Annotated in this window: 19 protein-coding genes and 1 pseudogene; 3 read left to right on the top strand and 17 right to left on the bottom strand. The window is 69.7% G+C overall.

Annotated elements, in window-relative coordinates:
* From FDZ84_RS38790 to FDZ84_RS11465, 4 genes are read right to left on the bottom strand one after another with little or no spacing between them, the layout of a single operon-like run.
* A complete protein-coding gene (locus tag FDZ84_RS38790) occupies positions 1-885 on the bottom strand; it encodes a type VII secretion target (protein ID WP_246868942.1) in 885 nt (294 codons plus the stop codon).
* 19 nt (positions 886-904) lie between these two features.
* Entirely contained in the window at positions 905-1666 is a 762-nt protein-coding gene (locus FDZ84_RS11455) for an ESX secretion-associated protein EspG (RefSeq protein WP_168585874.1), read from the bottom strand.
* The gene (locus tag FDZ84_RS11460) at positions 1663-3258 is read right to left on the bottom strand and encodes a WXG100 family type VII secretion target (RefSeq protein ID WP_168585875.1); all 1596 of its coding nucleotides are present in this window, start codon (positions 3256-3258) and stop codon (positions 1663-1665) included. Before FDZ84_RS11460 ends, FDZ84_RS11455 begins: the two co-directional genes overlap by 4 nt.
* Before the next feature lie 55 nt (positions 3259-3313).
* On the bottom strand, positions 3314-3715 hold the full coding sequence (locus FDZ84_RS11465; protein ID WP_168585876.1) for a hypothetical protein: 402 nt from the start codon (positions 3713-3715) through the stop codon (positions 3314-3316).
* A 183-nt stretch (positions 3716-3898) separates the two neighbouring features.
* Between FDZ84_RS11465 and FDZ84_RS11470 the strand changes: the two genes are divergently transcribed.
* Positions 3899-5974, top strand: a complete 2076-nt coding sequence (locus FDZ84_RS11470) for a BTAD domain-containing putative transcriptional regulator (protein WP_246868943.1) — start codon at positions 3899-3901, stop codon at positions 5972-5974.
* 79 nt (positions 5975-6053) lie between these two features.
* Here the strand turns inward: FDZ84_RS11470 and FDZ84_RS11475 are convergent, their stop codons facing one another.
* The 13 genes from FDZ84_RS11475 to FDZ84_RS11535 all read right to left on the bottom strand — a co-directional run bounded on the left by FDZ84_RS11475 (position 6054) and on the right by FDZ84_RS11535 (position 20496).
* Complete coding sequence (locus FDZ84_RS11475; RefSeq protein ID WP_246868944.1) at positions 6054-6911, bottom strand: SGNH/GDSL hydrolase family protein; 858 nt, start codon at positions 6909-6911, stop codon at positions 6054-6056.
* Between the two features lie 206 nt (positions 6912-7117).
* The gene (locus tag FDZ84_RS11480; protein ID WP_168585877.1) at positions 7118-9385 is read right to left on the bottom strand and encodes an oxidoreductase; all 2268 of its coding nucleotides are present in this window, start codon (positions 9383-9385) and stop codon (positions 7118-7120) included.
* A 297-nt stretch (positions 9386-9682) separates the two neighbouring features.
* On the bottom strand, positions 9683-10447 hold the full coding sequence (locus FDZ84_RS11485; RefSeq protein ID WP_305852031.1) for an amino acid ABC transporter ATP-binding protein: 765 nt from the start codon (positions 10445-10447) through the stop codon (positions 9683-9685).
* Entirely contained in the window at positions 10444-11274 is an 831-nt protein-coding gene (locus FDZ84_RS11490) for an amino acid ABC transporter permease (RefSeq protein WP_168585878.1), read from the bottom strand. Before FDZ84_RS11490 ends, FDZ84_RS11485 begins: the two co-directional genes overlap by 4 nt.
* A 12-nt stretch (positions 11275-11286) precedes the next feature.
* Complete coding sequence (locus FDZ84_RS11495) at positions 11287-11445, bottom strand: hypothetical protein (RefSeq protein ID WP_168585879.1); 159 nt, start codon at positions 11443-11445, stop codon at positions 11287-11289.
* Positions 11445-12260 (bottom strand): basic amino acid ABC transporter substrate-binding protein, encoded by an 816-nt coding sequence (locus FDZ84_RS11500; protein WP_246868945.1) that lies wholly within the window; start codon positions 12258-12260, stop codon positions 11445-11447. The genes FDZ84_RS11495 and FDZ84_RS11500 overlap by 1 nt, the downstream gene beginning before the upstream one ends.
* Before the next feature lie 471 nt (positions 12261-12731).
* Positions 12732-14834 carry a VanW family protein gene (locus tag FDZ84_RS11505; protein WP_168585880.1) on the bottom strand — a complete coding sequence of 701 codons (2103 nt, stop codon included), beginning with the start codon at positions 14832-14834 and terminating at the stop codon, positions 12732-12734.
* 145 nt (positions 14835-14979) lie between these two features.
* On the bottom strand, positions 14980-15300 hold the full coding sequence (locus tag FDZ84_RS11510; protein ID WP_010313054.1) for a co-chaperone GroES: 321 nt from the start codon (positions 15298-15300) through the stop codon (positions 14980-14982).
* 187 nt (positions 15301-15487) lie between these two features.
* Positions 15488-17338: an NHL domain-containing thioredoxin family protein gene (locus FDZ84_RS11515; RefSeq protein ID WP_246868946.1), complete on the bottom strand. Its 1851-nt coding sequence runs from the start codon at positions 17336-17338 to the stop codon at positions 15488-15490.
* 76 nt (positions 17339-17414) lie between these two features.
* Positions 17415-17825, bottom strand: a complete 411-nt coding sequence (locus FDZ84_RS11520) for a type II toxin-antitoxin system VapC family toxin (protein ID WP_246868947.1) — start codon at positions 17823-17825, stop codon at positions 17415-17417.
* Positions 17826-18046: 221 nt separating this feature from the next.
* On the bottom strand, positions 18047-18481 hold the full coding sequence (locus FDZ84_RS11525; RefSeq protein WP_246868948.1) for a hypothetical protein: 435 nt from the start codon (positions 18479-18481) through the stop codon (positions 18047-18049).
* Positions 18482-18901: 420 nt separating this feature from the next.
* A complete protein-coding gene (locus FDZ84_RS11530) occupies positions 18902-19342 on the bottom strand; it encodes a hypothetical protein (protein ID WP_168585881.1) in 441 nt (146 codons plus the stop codon).
* Between the two features lie 242 nt (positions 19343-19584).
* A complete protein-coding gene (locus tag FDZ84_RS11535; RefSeq protein WP_168585882.1) occupies positions 19585-20496 on the bottom strand; it encodes an aminoglycoside phosphotransferase family protein in 912 nt (303 codons plus the stop codon).
* Between the two features lie 219 nt (positions 20497-20715).
* Here FDZ84_RS11535 and FDZ84_RS11540 point away from each other — a divergent pair, with 219 nt between their 5' ends.
* Complete coding sequence (locus FDZ84_RS11540; RefSeq protein ID WP_168585883.1) at positions 20716-21375, top strand: hypothetical protein; 660 nt, start codon at positions 20716-20718, stop codon at positions 21373-21375.
* Between the two features lie 480 nt (positions 21376-21855).
* Positions 21856-22689: pseudogene (locus FDZ84_RS11545) on the top strand (3-oxoacyl-ACP reductase); the annotation flags it as partial.
* Positions 22690-23092 lie beyond the last annotated feature (403 nt).

Genomic DNA, 23092 nt, shown 5'->3' on the forward strand with positions numbered 1-23092 from the left:
TCAACCGGATTCGAACGACCTACGGTATGTCGCGAACGGCTCGACCTGCTCCGCCTGGCGATACGACGCCGGCTCACCCTGCTCGGCCGCCGTGTAGGACGCCGTGTACGACGCCGGCTCACCCCGCTCCGCCGGGGTGTACGACGCCGTGTACGACGCCGGCTCACCCCGCTCCGCCTGGCGATACGACGCCGGCTCACCCTGCTCGGCCGCCGTGTAGGACGCCGTGTACGACGCCGGCTCACCCCGCTCCGCCGGGGTGTACGACGCCGTGTACGACGCCGGCTCACCCCGCTCCGCCTGGCGATACGACGCCGGCTCACCCCGCTCCGCCGGGGTGTACGACGCCGTGTACGACGCCGGCTCACCCCGCTCCGCCTGGCGATACGACGCCGGCTCACCCCGCTCCGCCTGGCGATACGACGCCGGCTCACCCCGCTCCGCCTGGCGATACGACGCCGGCTCACCTCGCTCCATCGGGCGATAGGCCGCCGTTGCCTCCACAGGCGACGACGCGCGGCTGAACCCCGTGGTCTCACCAACCGGCTCGCGCAGCGCGACTGCCGATTCTTTCACCCGGACGGCCTCGTCGAACTGCGAGAAGTTGTCCGCACCCGCCTCGTCGGTTTCCTGGTACGCCTTGGACGTCTGGCGCACGTTGTCCGCCGTAACGCTGATGCCTTCCTTCGCGGCCTTCAACGCGTCCATGCCCTCCTGCTCCATCGGGTTGATGATGGGCGGCAGGAACGAGCACAGGAGTCCGTACGCTTCGTCGGACATGCTCACGGCCTCGGCAGCCGAGATCGCGGTGTCCATTCGGTCGGTCAAGCCATCCAGGTGGCTGGCGTGCGCGGTCAGCTCCTCGGCGACGACCTCGAACGTCATGGCGCTTCCCCTCGGTACTTCAGTCCAGCGTGGACAGGACTTCGGCCAGTCGGCGCTCGATGCGCCGGTTGTCGGCCGGGCTGATGCTGAGCCAGGAATCCTGGCTGACCATCAGGTAACGGCCCTGGGGCGTGTCGAACCAGGTGACCAGCGTCGACGCCCGCGCCGACCGGTGCGTGACGCCGAACTGCCCACCGGCGCAGCGGGTGTTCGCCAGCTCGGCCAGCGTCGCGGCGTCCTGCGCGGACAGACCGGCCCTGGCCAGCGCTGTCTCGTCGTCGTAGTCCCCGCCGAACGGGTCGTCCTCGTCCTCTTCGAGCGCGCTGGTCAGCTGCTCCTGGCGCAGGGACAGCGACCGCATCGGTCCGGGTTCGGCGGGCGGCAGCACGCTCACGGCCGACATCGCCAACGAGGTCGGGCGGATCTCAGTCAACCGCAGCTCGTTCGCGACCAACTGCGCGAGCACGCCGGTGCGCCCGGCGGCGGCGGCCAGTGCCTGCACCGGGCCCCCGATGTGGCCCAACACGTCGACCGAGGTGTCGTTCTCGCCGAGCAACCGCAGCAGGTCCGCCAGCCGCGGGTCTAGTTGGTCGCCCGTCGCGTACCCGCGGCCGGACAGCGACCGGAACGCATCGGCGGCGAGCCCGGCGCGCTCCTCCATCGTCGCGCCGAGGCTCGGCACGTCCAGCGGGAACGGGACGCGGCCCAGCCCGAGCGCGCCGTGGACGAGGTCGAATTCGGCGGCGGACAACACGAAGTCCGGCGCTGTTGTCGCGGTCATCGCTGGTCCTGCTGCTTCTTCCGCTTGCCCTCGCCGATCACCGGCGGCGGCAGGTCGGCGCCAGGCACCTCGACCACCGGGCCGCCCTCGACGTACTTGCTGGTGCGTTCCTTCTCCTGACCTTCGTTCTGGCCGCGCCGGCCGCCCATCGACCCCATCCCGGGGGCACCCGCCATGCCGGACTGACCGGGCACGGCTGAGGCTCCGCGACCGCCGAACCCGGCGTCGGGACCGCGGCCGGTGCCCGACCCGCCGCCGGGGCCCACGCCAGACGTTCCGCCCGGGCCCACACCGGAACCGCCGCCCGCACCCGGCAGGCCGCCCGGTCCGCCACGAAAGCCCGAGCCGCCGGGGCCGGAACCGCCGCCGGGGCCGGAACCCCCGCCGGAACCCCCGCCGGGGCCTGTGCTGGGCAGCACGGGCCCGCCCCCACCGCCGGGGCGGGGGATCGGCGGGATCGGCCCGCGCCACCCGCCGCGCGGATCGCCGGGTCCGGGGTTTGCGCGCGGCCCGGTCAGGTAGGGGCCGTCCGGCGCCTGGAACGGCCGCGGCTGGTACTGCCGATCGTCGCCGACCGGCGGCAGGTTGCCCGGCGGGTGGAAGCCGTTAACGCCTTGGGGGGTCGTGGTCTTGGGCTGGTAGTCCCCGAGGGGCGCAATGGCCGGTGGCCGCAACGACTGCGTCGGGCCATCAAACGATGCGGGGCCGCCCTGCGGCAGGGCCGGGAAGGACTTCGTCGGCGCATCCATCGGCGCGGTACCGCCGGGGTTCGGCGCCTGGAACGGCGTCGGGACACCACCGGGCTGGCCGCCCGGCGTCGGGTCGACCGGCACCTGCGCGGTCAGGCGCTGCGTTGCCAAGACGTCGCCCGGAATCGAGTTCGGAAGGGTTGAGCCCGGCGCTTCCGGATCCCTCCCCACGTTCAGGGGCTCCAGCTTGGCCTGGGGCTCCAGCCTGGCCCGCTCGCCCAGGATCTGCTTCGTCCGGTGCACCGGCTCGTCGTTCTCGATCGGGTCCGGCGGGGGAGTGAACTTCGGGGTGTCGACGTCGATGTTGCGGGACTGGTCCTCCATCCAGGTCATCACCTGGACCGCCTGCTGGTGCGCGGAGTCGGATCGGTCGCGGTGTGCCTTCAAGTCGACGCAGGCCTGCTTGAAGGCCGCCATGTCGCCGGTGCTGTAGCTCACGAGCGCCATCGCGTTGAGCGCCTCGCCGCCCCCGACCGGCTCGGGCATCTCGGCCCTGGCGGTTTCCATGATCCGCCCCTGCACCGCGATCCGCTCCGCCAGCGCGCCCGCGGTCGTGCCCGCGTCGTGGTTCCAGTCGGCCAGCTGCTGGATCGCCGACCGCGCCGCGTCGGCGGCCTCGCCCTCCCAGCCCGCTTCGGTGGCCTGCAGCCGCTCGCCCATGCGCGTAGCGGATTCGGCGAGCTCGCGGCTCAGCCGGTTCCACTCGTCGGCCAGCTGGCCGACGCGGCCGGGATCGTTGCCGGCGTGCACCGCCTCGTAGAGCTCGCGGTGGCTGCGCGAGGCCCAGTTCTGTGTCTCGGTCAACGCGAAGTCGGCGTCCGGCCCAGTGGTTTCCTGAGTCATGTCCGGTCTTTCCCCCTCGACTACGGATCGGTGCGCCCGGCCGAAACCGGTCCCATCAAACGAGCTTCCGGAAGGAGTCCGACACGCGCTCCTCGATCTCCCGGTACTCGCGGATCGCGGAGACGATGGCGTCGAGGGCTCCCTCCAGGACCTGCCGGTAGCGCTTGAGCACTGCGTTGAAGGAGTTCTCGTGGCCGTCGGCACGGGTCGCGAACTTCGCCGCCATGGCCTCGCCGACCGGGTTCTTCCCCAACGGCGCGTGCTGGTTGAGCGAAGCGGACCTGGCCAACCAGTCGTCCACTGCGGACAACTGATCCTCCAGTGCGGCGCGGATTTCCGCACCCGCCACCGGATCCAGGCGCAAACCTTGCGATTTCACCGCCCGGCGCAAGTGCCTGACGCTGGCGACGGACCGAGCGAGCGCAAGCTTTGCCGATTCTTCGACGTCTTCGCTCATGAATCCCCCAGACAAGACATCACCTGGCTATGATCGCACAGGCCGCCAACGCCGGACCAACGCCGGACCAACGCCGGACCAACGCCCGCGTTGGCCGGTGCACTCGCCGACGAACCTCTCGATCGGGGGCGGATGTCTTCTCCGAGAACCCGGCCACAACTGCAGATTCGCTTGCTGGGCCCGGTGGAATTGCTGCGGTCGGACGGCAGGACGGCGACCATCGGTGCCGCCAAACGGCGCAATGTCCTCGCAGCACTGGCAATCGACCTCAACCGCGTCGTCTCCGTCGACCGGCTGGTGGACATCGCCTGGAACGGCAATCCACCGCCGACGGCCAGGGCCTCGCTGCAAGGCCACATCGCCCAGCTGCGCAAGGAACTCGGCGACGGCGTGAAACTCGTCACCCGTTTCCCCGGCTACCTGCTGCTCGCGCCCCGCTCGCTGCTCGACCTGACGCGGTTCGAGGACCTGATCGCGGACGCCAGGGACGCGTCCGACGACGAGGCCGTCGACCTGCTGCGCGCCGCGCTGGCCCTGCGCCGCGGCCCGGTCCTGGCCGACGTCGAGGCGGAGGGCCTGCGTCGCGACGCCTCGGATCGGCTGGACGAGTCGGTGGTCACCGCGGTGCACGAGCTTGCCCGGCGGCTGAACCGGCTCGGTCGCGCCGTCGAGGCGATCGACCAGCTCCGGGAGGCCGTCGCGATGCGGCCGCTGCGCGAGCCCCTGGTTGAGCTGCTGGTGCTGAGCCTGCACCAGGCCGGTCGGCAGGCCGAGGCGCTCGATGTCTTCCACGACACGCGGATCCGCCTCGCCGACGAGCTCGGCGTCGCACCCGGAGCCGGCCTGCAGGAGGCCTTCCGCACCCTGCTCGGCGCCGACGACGAACGGCCGCCGGCTCGCGTTCCGTCGCAATTGCCAAGGGAGAACAGGGGTTTCGTGGGCCGCGGCGCCGAACTCGCGCAGCTGGACGCGGCGCTGGACGACGACGGCCCAATCCGGATCCTCACCGGTCCCGCGGGCGTCGGCAAGACCGCGCTCGCGCTGCGCTGGGCGCACCAGGTGACCGCGGACTTCGAGGACGGCTGCCTGTTCGTCGACCTCCGCGGGTTCGACGACGCGGATCCGGTGGCGCCGGAGCAGGCGCTCAGCGGTTTCCTCCGCGCGCTCGGGGTGCCTGCCGCGCGGATCCCCGACGACCTCGACGAACGCGCCGCGCTATACCGCTCGGTGCTGGCGGACCGGCGGCTGCTGGTGGTCCTCGACAACGCGCGTTCGGCCGCGCAGATCCGCCCGCTGCTGCCGGGCAACTCGGGTTGTGTGGTGCTGGTGTCCAGCCGGAGCCGCTTGGACGACCTAGTGGCCACCGAAGGAGCGGTCCGGCTGTCGCTGCCGGTGCTCGACCGGGAGGCGGCGGTCGCCGTTCTGCGGCTGCTGCTCGGCGCCGAGCGGGTCGCCGCCGAACCCGCCGCCACTGCCGAGCTGGCGGAGCTGTGCGACCGGCTCCCGCTGGCGCTGCGGATCGTCGCCACCCGCGGCTCCAGCCATCCGCACTTCACGATCCGCTCGGTGGTCGACAGCTTCTCCGACGAGCGCTACCGGCTGACCAGGCTGTCGCTGCCGGATTCCGGCGGGAGCATCCGCGCCGCCCTGACCACCAGCTACCGGCTGCTCGACGCCGCGTCGGCGCGGCTGTTCCGGCTGCTGGGCGAGCACCCTGGCGCCGAGGTCGACTACTTCGCGGCCGCCGCGCTCGCGGGCACCACGCTCCGGGACAACCAAGCCAGGCTGGAGAGCCTGGTGGCGGTCAACCTGCTGCACGTGACCGGCCCCGGCCGGTACGGGCGGCACGACCTGGTCCGGCTCCACTCGGCGACCCTCGCCGCGACGGAGCCCGCGGCCGACCGGGACGCCGCGATCACCCGGCTGCTCGACTATTACCTGCACGCCGCCGAAAGCGGCCTGCGCGCGGTCGAAGGTTCGGCGCGGCGGCCCGGGCAGCACGCCGCGCACCCGCTCGCCGAGCTGCCCGACCTGCCGACGGCGCAGGCGGCGCTGAGCTGGTTCCGGGCCGAAGAAGCCAACATCCAGCACGCGCTCGCGCTGGCGACCGCGCGCGGCCGCCGCGGCCGCGCGTGCCGGCTTTGGCTGCACCTGGACCGCTTCCGCCGCCACCTCGGCGGGCCCGACCCCCGCGAGCCGGGTGAAACGCTGGTGCAGGCGTTCTTCCCCAGGCAAATCCGCGGGAGCTCGATCGCGTAGCAGCAGAAGACCCCCGCAGCTGGTGGCGGATTCCAGTGGTCACATTCCAACCCAAGGCTGCGGGGCCTTCTGGGTCGTGTCAGGCCCGGGTGTGCCGCACGGCTTCCGCGACGGCTCGGCCGAAGGCGAGCATGCCCCTTGCGTTCGGGTGCAGCGGGGCCGCCACCGAGGTCGGGATGACGCCCTCGTAGTACTTGTCCGCCGGGGCGGCGCAGACGTCGTGGCCCACGCTGACCGGGCCGAGGTCGACGAACTCCGCGCCGTGCGCCGCCGCCCGCGAACCGAGCATCGCGCTCAGTTTGTCCACACTGGACTGAATGTAGTCCGCGTCGCGCCCCCACATCGGTTCCTTCGGGTAGCAGCCGCCCGGCCGGAGGTAGGTGCCGTAGCCGACGACCATGATCTCGGCGTTCGGGGCCCGGTGGCGGATCTGCGCGAGCGCATCGTCGAAGCGCGGTTCGAGCGCGTCGATCCGCTTCGCCAGTTCGTCCCGGCCGCCCGCGGTGAACTCGTCGGCGCACGACGATCCGGCCGGTTCTGGCAGCAGGTTGATGCAGGACACCGCCGCTTGCACCAGGCCGACGTCGTTGCCGCCGATGGTGACGGTCACCAGGTCGGTCTGGTCGCTGAGCGCTCCGTACTGCGGCGGCATGATCCCGTGCTGCCGCCCGGAGAAGTCCGCGATCTTCGCGCCCGAGCAGGAGACGTCGGTCAGCTTGGCGCCGAGCAGTCGAGCCGCCATCTGCGGGTAGTTCTCCCTGGAGCGGAAGCAGAGCAGGTTCGGGTCCGGGTGCGGCGTGAGCGGCCCGGCGGCCGCCGAATCGCCCATCGCGACGTACTCGAACTCGTCGGCTGCGTGAGCCGTGGGCACGAGCACCGCCGCGGTCGCGACGAGGGCGGAACCGAGCAGGGCGAGACGACCGGGCTGGGATCCCACAGGACCTCCTGCGTGAGCTGGAGCATTGGCCAGCTTGATCTAGCACGCGAAAGCCCTCGCGGCGCGCGAATTCACCCGACCGTCGAGCGAAACGGAGCCGATCGGATCAGCCGAACTCACCCGAATCCCGCACACTGACGCAATTTCAATGGAAATCGGAGGTCCGATTTCCATTGAAATTGCGTTCAACGTGCCGGGGGTGGGGACTACAGCTCTCGGTGGAGGGCTCTGGTGATGCCCGCTGCGACCGTGGTCGCGAGGATCCAGCCCGAGGCGATCAGGACCACCGTGATCCACTGCGAATTGCCGTGGGCCTGCCACATCACGTCGTGGCCGAGATTGATGATCGGCAACAGCTGGTCCACTGTGTACAGGAGGGGACTCCACACCGGGTGGTCCTCCTCGTTGATCGGCTCCAGCTTGTGGAACCCGAACCAGGTGGTGCCCGCTGCGGTCAGCAGCACCAACCAGATCAGGGCGCGCAGCGGGCGGTAGCCGTAGCTGACCGTGATCAGCTGCAGCGCGCTCCACAACCGCACCGGTAACCGGAACGCCGGGCGGGTCGCCGCCGCGATCGCCTGATAGCGGCGCTTCTGCTTCTCGATCAGCACCTCCACCGCGTGTTCCTCGTTGCCGTTGCCGCGGAACACCCGCGCCAGCTGGTCGTACGGCCCCGGCTGGTAGCGGCCGCCGGAGTTGGCGCGCAGCCAGCCGAGCCGCTCCCGCACCGCGGCCCGGTCGGTCGGCTCGATGGTGGTGGTGAAGTTGTCGTACGCGAAGTCCTCGACGTCGACGCCGCCGGATGCCGCCCACAGCTGCGAATTGTCCGCGAGCAGCTCGCACTGTGCCTGCCGCAGCATGATCCGGCCCTGCGGCGCGGTCTCCGGAAGCAGCGTGAGTTCCTGGACGACCAGGCCGAAGGCGTTGATCGCGTTGCGGCTGGAGCCGTCGCCGAGGCGGCAGCCGTAAAAGTTCGCCTGCCGCCCGATCTCGGCACGCCGCAGCTGCACCTCGCCTTCGGCGACGAACGGCCTACTGCCCGCCGCGCACACCAGGTCCCGCGCGATGCCGGCCGCGCGCAGGTCCACAGAGGACTTGTAGGCCATCCGGTGGCGGTGCCACGCGGGCTTGGTCAGGTGCGCCGAGCGCAGGTCGACGTTGGCGCCGATCTGGGCGCCCTGCAGTTGGATCGAGCCGACGACGTCGGCCTCCCGGCAGTCCATGTTGCTGCCGACCACGATCCGGCTGGCCTGCAGCACATCGGTGCGCGGGCCGTGCAGCTTCGCCCGGTTCAGCTGGAAGCTGCCGTGCACCCGGACGTCGATCATCCGCACCTGGCCGTGCAGGTCGACCCGCGACGCCTCCAGGTTGCCGAGGATCTCGGTGCCGTCGATGTGCACCGCGCGCAGCGGCTGCTCGACCGAAGCCTTCGCCGAGCGCGACCAGCTCAGGTCGATGTGCGCGCCGGACATCCGCAGGTCGCCGCCGACCTTCGCGCTCACCATCCGGATCGTGCCGCCGCTGCGGAAGCCCTGGTCGATCTGCACGTCGCCGCGGATGTCGCCGCGGTCGACGACCAGCGTGCTGGTCGGGTCGTCGTACTGGGACTCGCCACGACGCGGGGGAGCGACCCCCGGCTCCAGCACCGCATCGCGCAACCGCAGGTCGCCGGCGATGTGCGCGCTGGGCATGAACAGGATCCCGGCGACCGTGAACGGCCGGCGGGTGAGCGGGTCGACGTCGCAGCGCAGGCTGCCGCCGATCTGGATACCGTTCGCGTTCAGCGCGTAGCGGCCCCGGTTGCGCAGCGCCCCGCCGGAGAAGTTCAGGTTGCCGCCGACCTTCGCGCCGGGGATGCGGATCTCGCCGGATGTCTGCAGCCGCAACCCGAGCAGCGCGCCGTTGACCGTCAGGCGGTCGCCGTAGACGGCGCGGCCGCCGGGGTTGCGCAGCTCGCTGTCGTTGAGCAGCAGGGAACCGCCGAGCTGGGCGTCGGCGAGGTCGACGATGCCGCCGACGCTCGTGCAGTTGCGCAGCACGGTGTCGTTGCTCGTGTTGAGGTTGCGGGCGTCGATGCCGGGGAACCGGCAGTGCCAGAGCACCAGGCCGGCGATGTTGGCCTGCCGCAGGTCGGGGGCCTGCTCGAACCGGCAGCGGACGAACTCCAGCAGGTATGGCAGGTCGGTGGCGCGCAGGTCCAGGTTGCCGGTGATCACCGCGTCCTCGATCACGATGACCTGCTGCTGGCCGCCGCTGCGCCGGGCGAACGGCCGCCAGCTCGGCTCGACCAGGCGGCGGGCGAGGTATTCGCCGCGGATCTCCTGGTCCTGGAGGTGCCACGGGGCGTGCACGTCCAGCGGCGGAGCGGCGTCCTGGGGCGCGCGATCCGCTCTGCCCTGTCGGAGCAGATCCTCGAACCGCTGTTCCGCAGCGGTGAGCGGACCGTTGTTGTCCCACGGCTTGACGACCGGCACCCTCGCCCCCGAACTTGTCCCGACGTGTCGATCACCCGAAACGTAGCTGATCAACTACCTGTGGGATTAGCCCGTTTGGAAATCGATTTGGTCTTCCGCGCCCGACGCGGCCCACCCGCGCCGCGCAGAACGGGCCCGGAAACGGGTTCCACAGAGCTCGGACGTTCGGCCTCGACGCCTTGTTGCGACATCCGGCGCAGCGCACCGGGATGGCCTGGCCGGTTCCACGTGAAACCCCCGGCGATCCGCCCTGGTTCGGGCGGTGCCGGGGGCTCGCAGCAGTGCGGTTCCGCCGGATCACTCCGGGGTCGGATGGGCGTGGGTCGGGTAGAGGACGCGGGCCAGGAAGGTGCGGGTGCGCTCCTCCTTCGGCGCGCCGATGACCTCGGCGGGCGGCCCCTGCTCGACGATCCCGCCGCCGTCCATGAACAGCACCCGGTCGGCCACCTCGCGGGCGAACTGCATCTCGTGGGTGACCACGAGCATCGTCATGCCCTCGTCGGCGAGCTCCCGCATCACGCCGAGCACGTCGCCGACCAGTTCCGGGTCCAGCGCCGAGGTCGGCTCGTCGAACAGCATCACCTTCGGGTTCATCGACAGAGCCCGCGCGATCGCGACCCGCTGCTGCTGACCACCGGAGAGCTGGGCCGGCATGGCGTCGGCCTTCTCCAAGAGCCCGACACGGGCCAGGTTCTCCCGCGCGATCTTCTCCGCCGCCGCCTTGTCCCGGCCCAGCACCTTCCGCTGCGCCACGGTCAGGTTGTCCAGCACGTGCAGGTGCGAGAACAGGTTGAACTGCTGGAACACCATGCCGACGTGTCGGCGGGCGCCGTCGAGGTCGGTGTCCGGGTCGGTGAGGTCGGTGCCGTCCACCACGACCTTGCCCGCGCTCGGCTCCTCCAGCAGGTTCACGCAGCGCAGCAGGGTGGACTTGCCGGACCCGGACGGGCCGATGACGCACACCACCTCGCCGCGCTCGACCTGCAGGTCGATGCCGCGCAGCACCTCCAGCGAGCCGAACGACTTGCCCAGCCCGGAGATGTCGATCATCACGTCGCTCATACCGTGGCCCCCTTGGTCCGCACCCCGCCGTACTTGCGCTCCAGCAGGACGGAGACGCGGGAGAGCGGGATCGTGATGATCAGATAACACAGGCCCGCCACCAGCAGCGGTGTCAGCGACGCGTACTCGTTCAGCGCCGCCCGGCCGAACTTGGCCAGCTCGTACTGGTCGCTGGCCAGGCCGAGCAGGTAAATCAGCGACGAGTCCTTGGTGAGCAGGATCAGCTCGTTGGTCAGCGGCGGCAGGATGATCCGGAACGCCTGCGGCATCACCACGGTGATCATGGTGCGGGTCTGCGACATGCCCAGCGAGCGCGCCGCCTCGATCTGGCCGCGCGGCACCGCCTGCACGCCCGCCCGGATGGTCTCGGCCATGTAGGCCGCGCCGACCAGGCCGAGCGCGAGCATCGCGGTGGAGTAGATGTCGAACCGCAGCTGGAAGGCGATCGGTACGCCGAAACCCAGCGCGATGAACACCAGCAGCGCGGGCAGGCCGCGGAACAGCTCGATGTAGCCGGTGGCGATCCACCGGTACGGCCCGACCGGCGACATCTTCATCAGCGCCAGCAGGATGCCCAGCCCCAGGCCGAAGCCGAAGCCAAGCGCGGTGTAGATGATGGTGTTCACCAGCGCCGTGGTGATCACGCCCGGGAACTGCGCGACCGCGACGTCGACGTTGAAGAACGCGCGCGCGATGGAACCCCAGTCGGCGATCGCGGCCGCGACCACGATGACCACGATCAGCACGGCGTACTGAATGCCGCGGTTCAGCCGCGCCCGCTGTCGTCGGCCCAGCCCCGACTTGGGCCGCTCGGTGTCCGTTGTCATGAAGTCTCCTGATCAGTGTTCGGGGCCGGCGGTGGAGCACCCGCCGGCCCCGCTGCTGGCGGGCCGGATCGCGGTCGGCGATCCGGCCGCGCGGATCGGTAGTTCGGCGCGCCTGACCGCGGTCGCGGTCAAGGCGATGCCTGCTGCGGCCTGCAATCGACCACCCGCCATCACTGCGGCTTCTTGCCGAACCACTTCTCGTAGATCTTGTCGTACTCGCCGTTGTCCTTGAGCTTCTTCAGCGCCGCGTCGACCCGCTCTTTCAGCGCCGTGTTGCCCTTGGCCATGCCGATGCCGTACTGGTCCCCGGTAGTGAACTCGGTGGTGATCTCCACCTCGGGGTTGTTCTTGACGAAGTCGGCCAGCACGCTGTTGTCGTTGACGGCCGCGTCGACCTGGCCGGTCTGCACCGCGGTCACCGACAGCGGCAGGTCCTCGAACTGCACGACGTCGTAGCCGTTGGCCGCCTTGTTGTCGTTGGCGTACTGCTCACCGGTGGTGGACAGCTGGACGCCGAGCTTCTTGCCCCGCAGGTCGGCGAGGCTGCGGATGTTCGCGCCCTTCTTGACCAGCAGCGCCTGGGTGGCCTCGAAGTACGGGTCGGAGAAGTCGAAGTTCTGCTGGCGGGTCGGCGTGATGCTCATGGCCGCGGCCGCGACGTCGCAGCGCCTGGTGTTGAGGTCCTCGCCGGACTGGATGCCCTCGAACGGGGTGTCGACGATGTCCTGCTTCAGGCCCATGTCCTTGGCAATCGCGTCGACGAGGTCGACGTCGAAGCCGACGATCTTGCCCTGGTCGTGGAACTGGAAGGGCTTGTAGTCCATGTGCGTGCAGGTCGTGAGCAATCCGGGCTTGATCACCTCCACGCCGCCGTCGCCCGTGCCACCCCCGCCGGTGGTGGATTCGGCACAGCCCGCCGCCGCGGCGGTGGCCAGGGCCAGAGCGGGCAGCAGAGCCAACGCTCGTAGTGTTCTGCGACGCGCCACGATGTCACTCCTAGTAGGTGAGAACGCGAGTGTTCGAATGGTGCCACTCGTCCGGGCGTAATCCCAATGCTGAATATTGCGAACCCATCAAGTTTTCGCCGGAGGCCCAGCCGCGATCCGGCTCACGATCGGAAAACTGCAAGCCGAGCACCGGGAACGCGAAAGGAATTCCGCCGAACCTCCCCTGTTCGTGCGGGTTGTCGCCCGCGGTTGCCGAGTGGCACTCAGTTTCATGTGGCATGTGCCACTGGTCAACAGGGAGCCACCGACAGCTCCGGAGGACGTTCCGTGCGCCCTCCAGACGATCACTGCTCGTACACGGAACGTGATCCAGACGGGTAAATTTGTCGACAAGTCGCCACTACGCCATCCGGCGGTGGAGCGGATATTCGCCGGTTAGGAGACTTCGAAACGCGGGAGCGGTTGTTCCGGCAGTACCGGAACAACCGCTCCCGACGGCAACAGCGCCGGTCAGCCAGGCAGCGGTGGCGGAGCCCCGCAGTGGATGATCGGCTGCGGTTTGTAGACCGTGTGCTGGGTCTCGGTTCGCACCTGCCCGGTGGACAGGTCCTTGATGGTCCGGGTGTCGTTCACCGAGAAGCCCGGCGCCCCCTTGCTCGGGCTGCACGGCTCGCCCGGCGGCACGACCTCCTCGTGCGGCTCCGTGGGATTGGTCCGCTCGCCGGTCTGCGACGTCACGTCGAACTGCTTGGTGCCCCACAGCGTCACCGTGATCGACGACGCCGTCCAGCGGGTGGTGATCACAATGCCGCTCTTGGCGACGTTCTTGAACTTGACGTCGATGATGCTCGCGCCGCTGGGGCTCTGGAACACGGTGGCCTCGCGGCCAGCCGGGTAGCGGCTGATGTAGTAGCTGTGCGCCTTGTGCTCGACGTTCTGCATGCCCGCGAAGTACGAGGCGTTGTAGAGCGTCGTGGCGAACTGCGAGATGCCGCCGCCGACGGCCCGGCCCGGCCGGCCGTTCTCGATGATCCCGGACTCGACGTAGCCCTGCGGGATCCCGCGCGGCCCGGTGTGCCCGTTGAGGCTGAAGGTCTCGCCCGGCTTGATGATCGCGCCGTTGACCTGCTCGGCGACCCGCCGGATGTTCACACCCGACGCGGCCTCGAACCCGTTGGTGGTGAACTCGCCGACCACCTCGCGGATGCCCATCTGGTTGGCCTGGTCGGTGGTGAACTTGGCCGGCTCGTGCACGTAGATCGCCTGCACGGTGCGGTCCTGCGGGCGGCGGAGCACCTCGTCGATCCGCTCGAAGCTCTTGTTCCAGTCCACGCCGATGCCGTCGGTGGATGGCCGGACCACGGGGGCGCCGCCCTCCAGGACGATCTCGGCGTCCTTGCTGGGCTTAATCGTGTTCGCCAGCTGCGGCTCGACGCCGCCGATCGCGGTTGGCAGGTCCACGCTGGACTTCAGCCCACCGGCGCCGTCCGGTTCGAACCGCAGCGAGGCGCCGATGGTCTCCGGCGAGAGGGTCGCGTTCTTGCCCTCGCCGCGCACCGTCACCGGCGCGGCCACCGCCGGCTGCGCGACCTCGGTCAGCGCCCGCTGCACGCCTTCGCGGGTCGTGCTCACCGGCTGCTCGGTGTACGGCAGCTGCACGGCGCCGCCCTCGGCCCAGCGGGCGAGCACCTCGTCGGTGGCCGCCTGCATGTCGATGGCCTGGCCGGTGACCGGGTCGACCGCGACCGGCTTGGCGCCCTCGAACCGGATGGTGCCCTCGGCGGGCGCCCGGTCCAGCTGCGGCCGGACCTGCTCCAGTGCCTGCACCAGCTGCTCGCGGTCGCCGTGGCTGACCGGCGCGACCTCGTGCGTGGTGAACAGCGAGGCGATCCGGGTGAACGGGTTCAGCGGCTGGCTGCCCGCCTGCTCAACGGTCGCCGTCCAGTCCATCTGCAACCCGGCCTGCTCCGGGTTGATCATGGTTGCGCGGTCGCCGACCCGCAGCTCGACGGGCTCGTTCAGGCCGGGGCCGAGCTTCTCGCGCAGCTGCGTCTCGGCGGCGGCCTCGTCCAGGCCGCCGATGTCGACGCCGGCCACCACCGTGCCACGCGGCACGGTGCCGCTGGTCAAAGCCAGGTCGCCGACGTAGAGCAGCGCCAACGCGCCGACCGCGGCACCGGCGGCGATACCGGCCCGGATCAGGCCGCGCCGCTTCTTGTCGGCCTCAGGGGGCTCCGGGTCGGAGGGCAGGGCGCCGCTCCAGCCGCTGGGTTCGGCGGGGATCCGCGGGATCGCTTGGGTCTCGCCGATGGGGAAGGCGGAGAAGTCCGCGGGCAGCGCCGCGATCTGGGCGGTGCGCTCGGCGTCGGACTCCGGTTCCGGCTTTGGGGGTTCCGGCTTCGGGGGTTCGGGCTTCTGGGGTTCTGGCTTCTGGCCGTTGGTCGGCAGGTTGGGCCGAGTGCCCGGTTCCAGGTCGGCCTGCACCAGGGGGATCCGGGTGGTCTGCTCGACGCTGCTCTCCGGCTGGGCTCCGCCGGCGGGGCGCTCAGGCTCGGTGCGGAAACGCTCGGTCGACGGCTCCGCACCGCTTGGCTGCTCGTGGTTCTCCGGCACCGCTTCCCCTTCTCGTGTCGGTCCTGCGGTGGGGCACGTGGAACTGTCAGTGGCCGGTGGGGCACCGACCCAGCGGCGAACACCCTCGCACGCACAGCGGAACGACCGGTAGGCCGGGCCCGCTGCCCGACTCGGGCACGCCGATCTACAGGTACAGCCCGGTGCCCTGTTCGGTGCGCTCGCTGGCTACGGCGTGCAGGTCCCGCTCCCGCATCACGAGGTACGCCTGGCCCTGGACCTCGAACTCGAACTGCTCGTCTGGGTTGAACAGCACCTGGTCGCCGACCTTCACCGTGCGCACGTGACTGCCCACACCGAAGACCTCGCCCCACAGCAGCCGCTTGGCCACCTGGGCGGTCGCCGGAATCACGATGCCGCCGCTGCTGCGGCGTTCCCCGGATTCCGGAGAGATGCGCACCATGACCCGGTCGTGCAGCATCTGGATTTCGAGCTTGGCATCGGTCACCCGAAAAGTTTACTTGCCGCTTCCGGGTGACCAACCAGCCAGGGCCGGTCCGGCGCGCGGCTTTCCCGGCGCACCACGGCGAAACCCCCCGAGGGCCCACCGGTTTCCGCTGCTCAGGGCCCGTGAGCATTTTTCGGGGCTATGGCACCCAAAACCACTCACGGGCCTCTACCTGCACGGCGGGACGTCACTCCTCGGCGTCGAGGCCGCCCATCACCAGCGGCAGCCGCTTCGGCCCGGCTGCGGTGATCTTGATCGGCACGCCCCAGTCCTGCCTGGTCAAACGGCAGGCCGGGTGCTCGACCGACGGGTCTTCGTCGCAGCTGGCGGCCTGCGCCACCACGTGCAGCACGCCCTGCTCGATGCCGTCGGCCAGCACCAGACGGCGGGTCAGGCCGGTGCCCACGCCGGCGCCTTCGACCAGCAGGTCCGCCGGCGACGAGGTGATCTCCAGCCTCGTCGACGGCCCATAGCGCTCGTCCAGCTTGGTGCCCGGCGGCGGCGTGAACACCACCGCGAGCTCGACCGTGCCGCTGCCGATCTCCGTGGCCGGCCGCTTGACCTGCTGCGACGCCCCCTCGACGAGACGGGCCGCGACGCCGGGCGGCACCGGCCGCTCGAGGCGGTGCGCGGCGGAGGCGACCACCACCAGCTCACCGTCCACCACGGTCGCGCCAGACGGCTCCGCGACATCGATGGCCAGCGTGGAAACCTCACCGATCGCCGGCTCGTAGCGCCGGACGGCACCGTTGTAGGTGTCGCAGACCGCGACCGAACCGTCGGGCAGCACCGCGACGCCGAGCGGGTGCTGGAACAACGCCTTGTCGGCGAGGCCGTCGGCGTGGCCGAAGTCGAACAGCCCGGTGCCGACGGCGGTTCGCACCGCGAAGCCCCCGTCGGCGGCCTCGACCCAGCGCAGCGCCGACGTCTCGGAGTCGGCCAGCCAGAGCCGGTCACCGCCGTCGGCCAGCCCGGACGTCTGGGCGAAGAACGCCTCGTCCGCCGCGCCGTCGCGCAGGCCCTCGACCGTCGTCCCGGCGAACCGCCGGACCTCGCCGGCGACCGGGTCGAACAGGCCGAGCGTGTGGTTGCCCGCCATCGCGATCACGACTCCGCCGGCCGGTTCCCACCAGACGACGTCCCAGGGGCTGGTCAGCGGTGTCTCCAGCGCGGGCCCGCTGTCCGAGCCGTCGCGCCACTGCTCGCCGGTCCCGGCCAGCGTGGTGACCTGGCCGTCCGCGAGCCGGACGCCGCGCAGCAGGTGGTTGACGGTGTCAGCGACCACCACGTCGTAGCCGACCTGCTCGGCGACGCGCCGCGGCAGCAGGGCGAGACCCGCGGGCTCGGCGAACTCGGCGGCAGCGCCGTCGGCGCGACCGCGCTGACCGGTGCCGATGCGGCGCACGACCGTCTCGCCGTCGGCGGCGAACTCCGCCAGCGAGTGGTTCGCGGAGTCGGAGACCAGTAGGTTGCCGCCGGGCAGGGCGATGACCTTGCCCGGGAAGCGGAGCGTCGTCGCGGGCGCCTCCGGCGGCACGTACGGACCGTCGCCACGGTGCAGCGTGCCCTTGGCCTCGTGCTCGGCGATGACCTCGGTGATCACGCTGCGCAGCGCCTCGACGTGCCCCTCACCTGCGGCGACGTGCACGACGTAGCCCTCCGGGTCGACCACGACCAGCGTCGGCCAAGCCTTGACGGCGTAGTTCTGCCAGGTGGTCAGCTCCGGGTCGTCGAGCACGGGGTGGTGCACGGCGTAGCGTTCGACGGCGGCGATCAGCGCATCGGGGTCGGCCTCGTGCTCGAACTTCGGCGAGTGCACGCCGACGGTGACGACCTCATCGGCGAACTCGGCCTCCAGGGGCCGGAGTTCGTCGAGCACGTGCAAGCAGTTGATGCAGCAGAACGTCCAGAAGTCGAGGACGAGCACCTTGCCGCGAAAGTCCTTGAGCCGGAGTTCCTTCCCGCCGGTGTTCAGCCACTGGCGGCCCACCAGTTCGGGAGCGCGGACACGGACGCGACGTTTCTGCTGCTCACTCACACCGGGAGTCAACAGCACACGCCCAGCCGCTGTTCCTGAAGGCACGGACTCCTAAGTCACGTCTCACTGTCCACCGTTAGTTCGGTGGGCACAGGGTTTCGGTCAGATTCGGGCACACCCTCGCCAGTTTGTGGTCAGTGGTCAGTACGCGAAGTCCGAGATGGTCGGCCAGCGCGATATAAAGCGCGCCGAGCAGACGCACGTCCGCGCGCCGTGCCCATGCCCCAGTCAGCAGGCCTGGCAACGGGTGACGAGTAACAGGCATGGCTGTGAGGCGGTCCAGGGCCAGTTCGACATCGGCGACAGCGAGGTCACCCGCGCGCTGCATTCGACCAAGCGCTGAGATGACCTCAGCGTCCAGGTGCGCCGGAGCGTGTAGCTCGGTCCTGGTCAGGCGGTCGATCGCCGCTGGGGCGTAGTCGGTGCCAGCGAGCAGATCAACCGCCACGGAGGCATCCAGTACCACTGCGTTCATTGCTGCGCTCACGCACCGAACTCCTCACGCGCGGCATCGAGCGCGGTAGCGGCTGCCTCATGGGTGAGCCCACGCGGCACAGGAAGCGTCGCCAACCATGCATCGGTAGCGGTGCGCGCCAACTCAGCGGCTATGGCAGCCTGCGTCAACGCCGAGATGTTGAGTTCGGCCTCGCGCGCTCACTCTGCTAGTTCGTCAGGCACCCACACGTTCACACGAGTCATACGCACACGTCATTGCGTGGGCTGGCACTCGAGATATGTCAGTACTCGTTTTCGAAAAGTTTCGTACTCCGTATCGAGGCGGGTCTTGCCGTCCGGGCGAGAGACGGGTTCACCACCACCAGGGCCGACGAGCTCGTTGGAGGCGAACTGACCTCGGGTGAGGTCGAGTTCCACGCCGCCGCCGAGGCGGTTCCACCAGTGGTAGTCGACCCATTCACTGCCGCGATGAACATCGCCCCGCATAAGGTCGCCACCAAAGAGATCGTTGAGGACGAGGGCGGTGGTGCCGCATTGGCCGCGGGCCGGATTGCCGGGGTGCCAGGCGGGGATGTCTTCCGGGGCACAGGTGTCAGAACCCAGGAAGCTCGGATCGCGCGCTCCACGTCGGTCAGGGACCAGAGGATCATGAGGCGCAGCCTGCGGAAGACCACCGACAGTCCGCACCCTTGGCCGCATGAGCCGCTCACGCCGAAAGCGGACGAACAGGGGTGCGGTCGTCGGTCAGCGTTGGTCGCCCCGCGAGCAGATCCGCGCCGCCGCAACGAGCGGTCACTGCGTAGGAGACGCTTCCTGGTCGCGGCGGGGACCTCCGCCAGCCTGCAACGCATCCACTGGTCGCCCGGAGGAGCCTGTGATCTCTTTGCGCGCCTGTCGGGTGAACACTCGCTGCTGTTCACTCACGTCTTGAGTGAACAACACATCTCAACGACGTGTTGCCTGGGTACGCACGCAGGACGACCACCTCACGCGGCGAGTTCGAGCCAACGAATCCGCGTAGGCCGTCATCGGGCACCGACCAAGATCGGGGCGTCCAGCTCGGCGTTGTCGATCACGAGTAACTCGCGCTGTTGCAGCGGAGGTAGCTCATCGACTGCTTGTGGCCTTGAAGTACTGGTTCGACGGTTTGAGGAACGCCAGGACGAGGAACAGCGGCATCGCGACCAGCACCATCAACAACTCGATGCTGGCCATGATCGCGCCCGGCTGGCTGATGAGAGGCCCCAGCTGGAAATCGAAGGTGATGAGCATCTGGATGATGCCGAAAAGGCCGTAGAGCAGCCAGACCACGGCGAGGATCGCGAGTGTGGTCCGAGCCCAGTTCCGGCCAGCGCGCATCCGGAACGCGAAGATCACCCACAGCACGGTAAGCACGAGGGTGCCCAACGTGTTGACCACGTTGAAGATGAGCGGGCCTAACCAGGCATCGAGATATCTGATGACTTGCAGCGCGAGGACCACGAAGCTGATAACGGTCAGCACCGCCGAGAGGATCGGCACCACGATGCCAATCAAGGTCGCGAACATCACCGTCCCAGGCGCTTTCGGTCGGCCAGACTGCTGCTGTGGCGGGAACTGCTGGTTACCCGCCGGCTGGAACTGCTGCTGTGACCAAGGATTTTGAGGCGCTGTCACGCGGACAGCGTAAGGCACCGACAACGATCAAGAATGTGCCTGCGTGCCGTCGCGCTCGTACCAATCGGCCGCAGTGATGTTCTCCCGGGGGACCCGGCGAGCGAGTTCGTCGTCCTTGACGCGAAGCCGCGCGATCAGTTCGCCGCCAGGACCCGTTCGAGTGTGGCGTAGCCCGCCGGCTCCCAGGTCGGTTTACCCCCGGGCAGACCGAGCCTGCCACGCTGTCCGATCCAGATCAGGTTCAGGGCACGCGCGACGGCCCAGCCTCGGGCCCGGGCGATGGCAGCTTCGTCGGCGTGCTCATAGGCGTCGAAGAACCGACTTGCCGCGCCGGCAGGGAGCAAGATCCAAGCGGCTGAAAGATCGGTCGCGGGATCGCCTGCGCACATATCTCCGAAGTCGATCACCCCAGCGAGCATCCCGTCCCGGACGACCACGTTGGCCGGATGCAAATCACCATGCAGCCAGAGCGGCGAGCCCTGCCAGGCGGGCACCGCGACGGCCTTCTCCCAAACTTCCCGCGCGGCGTCAGCGTCCGGGTAGTCGGCAATGACAGCGAGCCAGCCATCGAACTCCTGCCGCAAACCGGACAGCGGGATGCCGCGCGTCGGGTTGGCCGGGGCGTCAGCCGGCGCCTGGTGATGCAGCACCCCAAGGAACCCGGCGAGGACCTCGGCCGCCTCGATGCGGGTGATCGGCGCGTGATCGGCCGGCTCACCCTCGACCCAGCGCGCGATCGTCCAGGTGTGCTTGAACAGGCTCGAAGGCTTGCCGATGCGAACCGGCGCGGGCGTTGGTAGTGGCAGGCGCTCGGCCAACACCGGCAGCCACGTCTGCTCCGCCTGCAGCAGAGCCGGCGCTCGCTCCGTGCGCGGCAAGCGCACGGCCAGCTCCTCCCCGAGGCGCCATTGCTGGTTGTCCCAGCCTCCGTCGACGTCTCGGAGCTCAAGGTCCGCGAGATCCGGATGCTGATCCCGTAGTAGAGACCGCACCAGGTCCTGCTCGAACTTCAACTCGTCCACCGAGGAGCCTCCGGTCACTGGCATGCGAAGGCACGCTAGCAACCGGTCGGACGTAGCAGTCGGAAGAGCTGATTCTGTGGTCTACAACGTCCAGAAGTCGAGGACGAGCACCTTGCCGCGAAAGCCGACGAGCCGGAGCTCCTATCGCCGCTACGCCATCCAGGTGAACTCGATTCAGATGGCTGTCGCAACGGCGTACAGCGACCAAGATCTTTGGTCGTCGATCTGGGGAGGGTTCACACATTGGTCGAATTTCGCATGCGCCCGGACGGGACGAGGTACCCGATCAATGGCAGGAAAGGCCGGGGCGGAGTCGTTGCCGCAGCCGGCGCGACTGCGGTCGCGCTCGCGGCGTACACGGGCGGCGGGGCCGTCACGGGCGGCGCCGGTTCCATCGCCGGGGAGAGCATCTCCATCCGCACGAGCAATGCCAAGCAGCCGGCTCGCAACGGCCAGCCCGACAAGGCTTGGCAGCAGATGCGGCTGCGGGTCACCAGGCAGCGGGCCCCCGAGCACTACGTCGACTGCGTCCTGCATTCCTTCGGGCAGGTGCGGGACTTCTTCATCCAGACGCCTTGCCGCTCCATGACCAGAACTCTGGTGCCGCTCGCCGACGAGCACGGCAACACCGCGGTCGTCTCGATCGCCTGGGTGCAAATGCGCACGTCACGCGCGGCGCGCGAGCTGGACCGCCTCGACTACCGCGACGGCACCGGCGACGTCACCGCGCTCGGGCACAGCGTCCTCGCCGCGCAGGGCGTGTCGTTCACCGGCGAGCACTACGAGTCGCGCGTGAAGGGGACGCTTTTCGTGCGCGCCGAAGCGGCTCCGGTGAGCGGCAACCCCGATCCGGCACTGCTGGAGGGCATGGCTCAAGTCGCGGTGCTGTTGCCGCGGCCGTGAGCCGTGGTGCGGGTGGTCAGCGGCTGGCTCGGTCTCGGACGTAGTAGGCGGTCGCCGCCAGGGTAGGGACCAGGGCTCCGATCAGGACGATGGCGGTTTGCACCCAAGACTCCTTTCGCGCATCGACGGATCATCGGCGCACCCGGGAATAACGCCCGGGCCGTCGGGTTTTCAGGTGGTGGGTGGGCGAAGCGCCCGATACCGGCAGGCGTGCCGGAATTGGAAAGCCCCGCGATGCTGCCAGGTCGGGGGTCCGACAGCACCGCGGGGTCATCCTGCATATCGACGTCCCACGGCTTCTCGTTACACACGCATCCACATGTGTCTTAGGTCACCTTCAGGTCGACCTGCTCGAGCACCGCACCGGCGACGAACTCGCCGAGCCGCTCGCCCTGCAGCCGGCAGCAGCGAGCAGCTGCGCCAGCTGTACGAGTTCTTCGGACCGACGATCCGGCAGACCGACCGCTGCGGTCGGGTGGCACGCTGCGGTTCCTGCTCTCCGCGAAGTCCGCGTACGTGTCCGGTCAGGTGGTCCGGGTCGGCCCGGCCGAAGTCCCCGAGCTCGACTGGGAAAGCCCGCTGCGCGACAAGATCGCGCTGGTCACCGGCGCCTCGCGGGGCATCGGCGAAGCCATCGCGGAGACCCTCGCGCGCGACGGCGCCCACGTGGTGTGCCTCGACGTGCCCGCGCAGGGCGGCGACCTCGCCGAGGTCGCCAACCGCATCGGCGGTTCGACGCTGCAGCAGGACATCACCGCCGGAGACGCCGGCGACCGGATCGCCGAACACTTCGCGCAGCGCCACGACGGCCTCGACATCGTTGTGCACAACGCCGGGATCACCCGCGACAAGACGATCGGCCGGATGACGCCGCAACAGTGGGACGCGGTGCTCGCGGTGAACCTGACCGCGCAGGAGCGGGTCAACGAGCGCCTACTCGTCGCGGACTCCCCGCTGCGGCCCGGTGGGCGGATCATCGGCGTCGCCTCGATCAGCGGCATCGCGGGCAACGTCGGGCAGGCCAACTACGCGGCGTCCAAGGCCGGGGTGATCGGGCACGTGCAGTCCACCGCCGGGGCAGCCGCAGGTCGCGGGGCCACCATCAACGCGGTCGCGCCGGGCTTCATCGAGACCAAGATGACCGCGGCCATCCCGCTGTTCGTGCGCGACGCCGGGCGGCGGATGAACAGCATGCCCCAGGGCGGCCTGCCGGTGGACGTCGCGGAGACCATCGCCTGGTTCGCCGACCCTGCGTCGGCCGGGGTGAACGGCAACGTCGTCCGGGTCTGCGGGCAGAGCCTGCTGGGCGCCTGACAGTCGTGAGTGCGAATGCCGATAAGAACCGGTTTCTGCACTCACGACATCCCGCGCACCTGCACCCGTTGACGGCCAAGGCGTTCGGCTTCCCGCGGGCGATCGCGCACGGCATGTGGTCGAAGGCCCGCTGCCTGGCGGCGTTCGCCGAGCGGCTGCCGGACGCGTACGAAGTGGACGTCCGCAAGCCGGTGCAACTGTCGTCCACAGTGGACTTCACGATGCGCCGACAGGACACCGGCTGGGGATTCGCCCTGCACTCCGGCACTCCGGCACTCCGGCAAGCCCCACCTGCTGGGCTCCGTGCGCTGACCCGAGGTCACCGCAATTTCAATGGAAATTGCGGCCCATCGGCGTGTCGGACCCCGACACGCCGATGGCTGTGGACAACTTCCGCAATTTC

The organism is Saccharopolyspora sp. ASAGF58, assembly GCF_012277335.1.
In the GTDB taxonomy this organism is placed as follows: domain Bacteria; phylum Actinomycetota; class Actinomycetes; order Mycobacteriales; family Pseudonocardiaceae; genus Saccharopolyspora; species Saccharopolyspora hattusasensis.

What these genes read in the sequence shown, in the direction of transcription:
- FDZ84_RS11460 (WP_168585875.1), bottom strand. Translation starts at nt 3,258, where the DNA reads ATGACTCAGGAAACCACTGGGCCGGACGCCGACTTCGCGTTGACCGAG.
- FDZ84_RS11485 (WP_305852031.1), bottom strand. Translation starts at nt 10,447, where the DNA reads ATGAGCGACGTGATGATCGACATCTCCGGGCTGGGCAAGTCGTTCGGC.
- FDZ84_RS11495 (WP_168585879.1), bottom strand. Translation starts at nt 11,445, where the DNA reads ATGGCGGGTGGTCGATTGCAGGCCGCAGCAGGCATCGCCTTGACCGCG.
- FDZ84_RS38790 (WP_246868942.1), bottom strand. Translation starts at nt 885, where the DNA reads ATGACGTTCGAGGTCGTCGCCGAGGAGCTGACCGCGCACGCCAGCCAC.
- FDZ84_RS11535 (WP_168585882.1), bottom strand. Translation starts at nt 20,496, where the DNA reads ATGCCAGTGACCGGAGGCTCCTCGGTGGACGAGTTGAAGTTCGAGCAG.
- FDZ84_RS11490 (WP_168585878.1), bottom strand. Translation starts at nt 11,274, where the DNA reads ATGACAACGGACACCGAGCGGCCCAAGTCGGGGCTGGGCCGACGACAG.
- FDZ84_RS11530 (WP_168585881.1), bottom strand. Translation starts at nt 19,342, where the DNA reads ATGTTCGCGACCTTGATTGGCATCGTGGTGCCGATCCTCTCGGCGGTG.
- FDZ84_RS11455 (WP_168585874.1), bottom strand. Translation starts at nt 1,666, where the DNA reads ATGACCGCGACAACAGCGCCGGACTTCGTGTTGTCCGCCGCCGAATTC.
- FDZ84_RS11465 (WP_168585876.1), bottom strand. Translation starts at nt 3,715, where the DNA reads ATGAGCGAAGACGTCGAAGAATCGGCAAAGCTTGCGCTCGCTCGGTCC.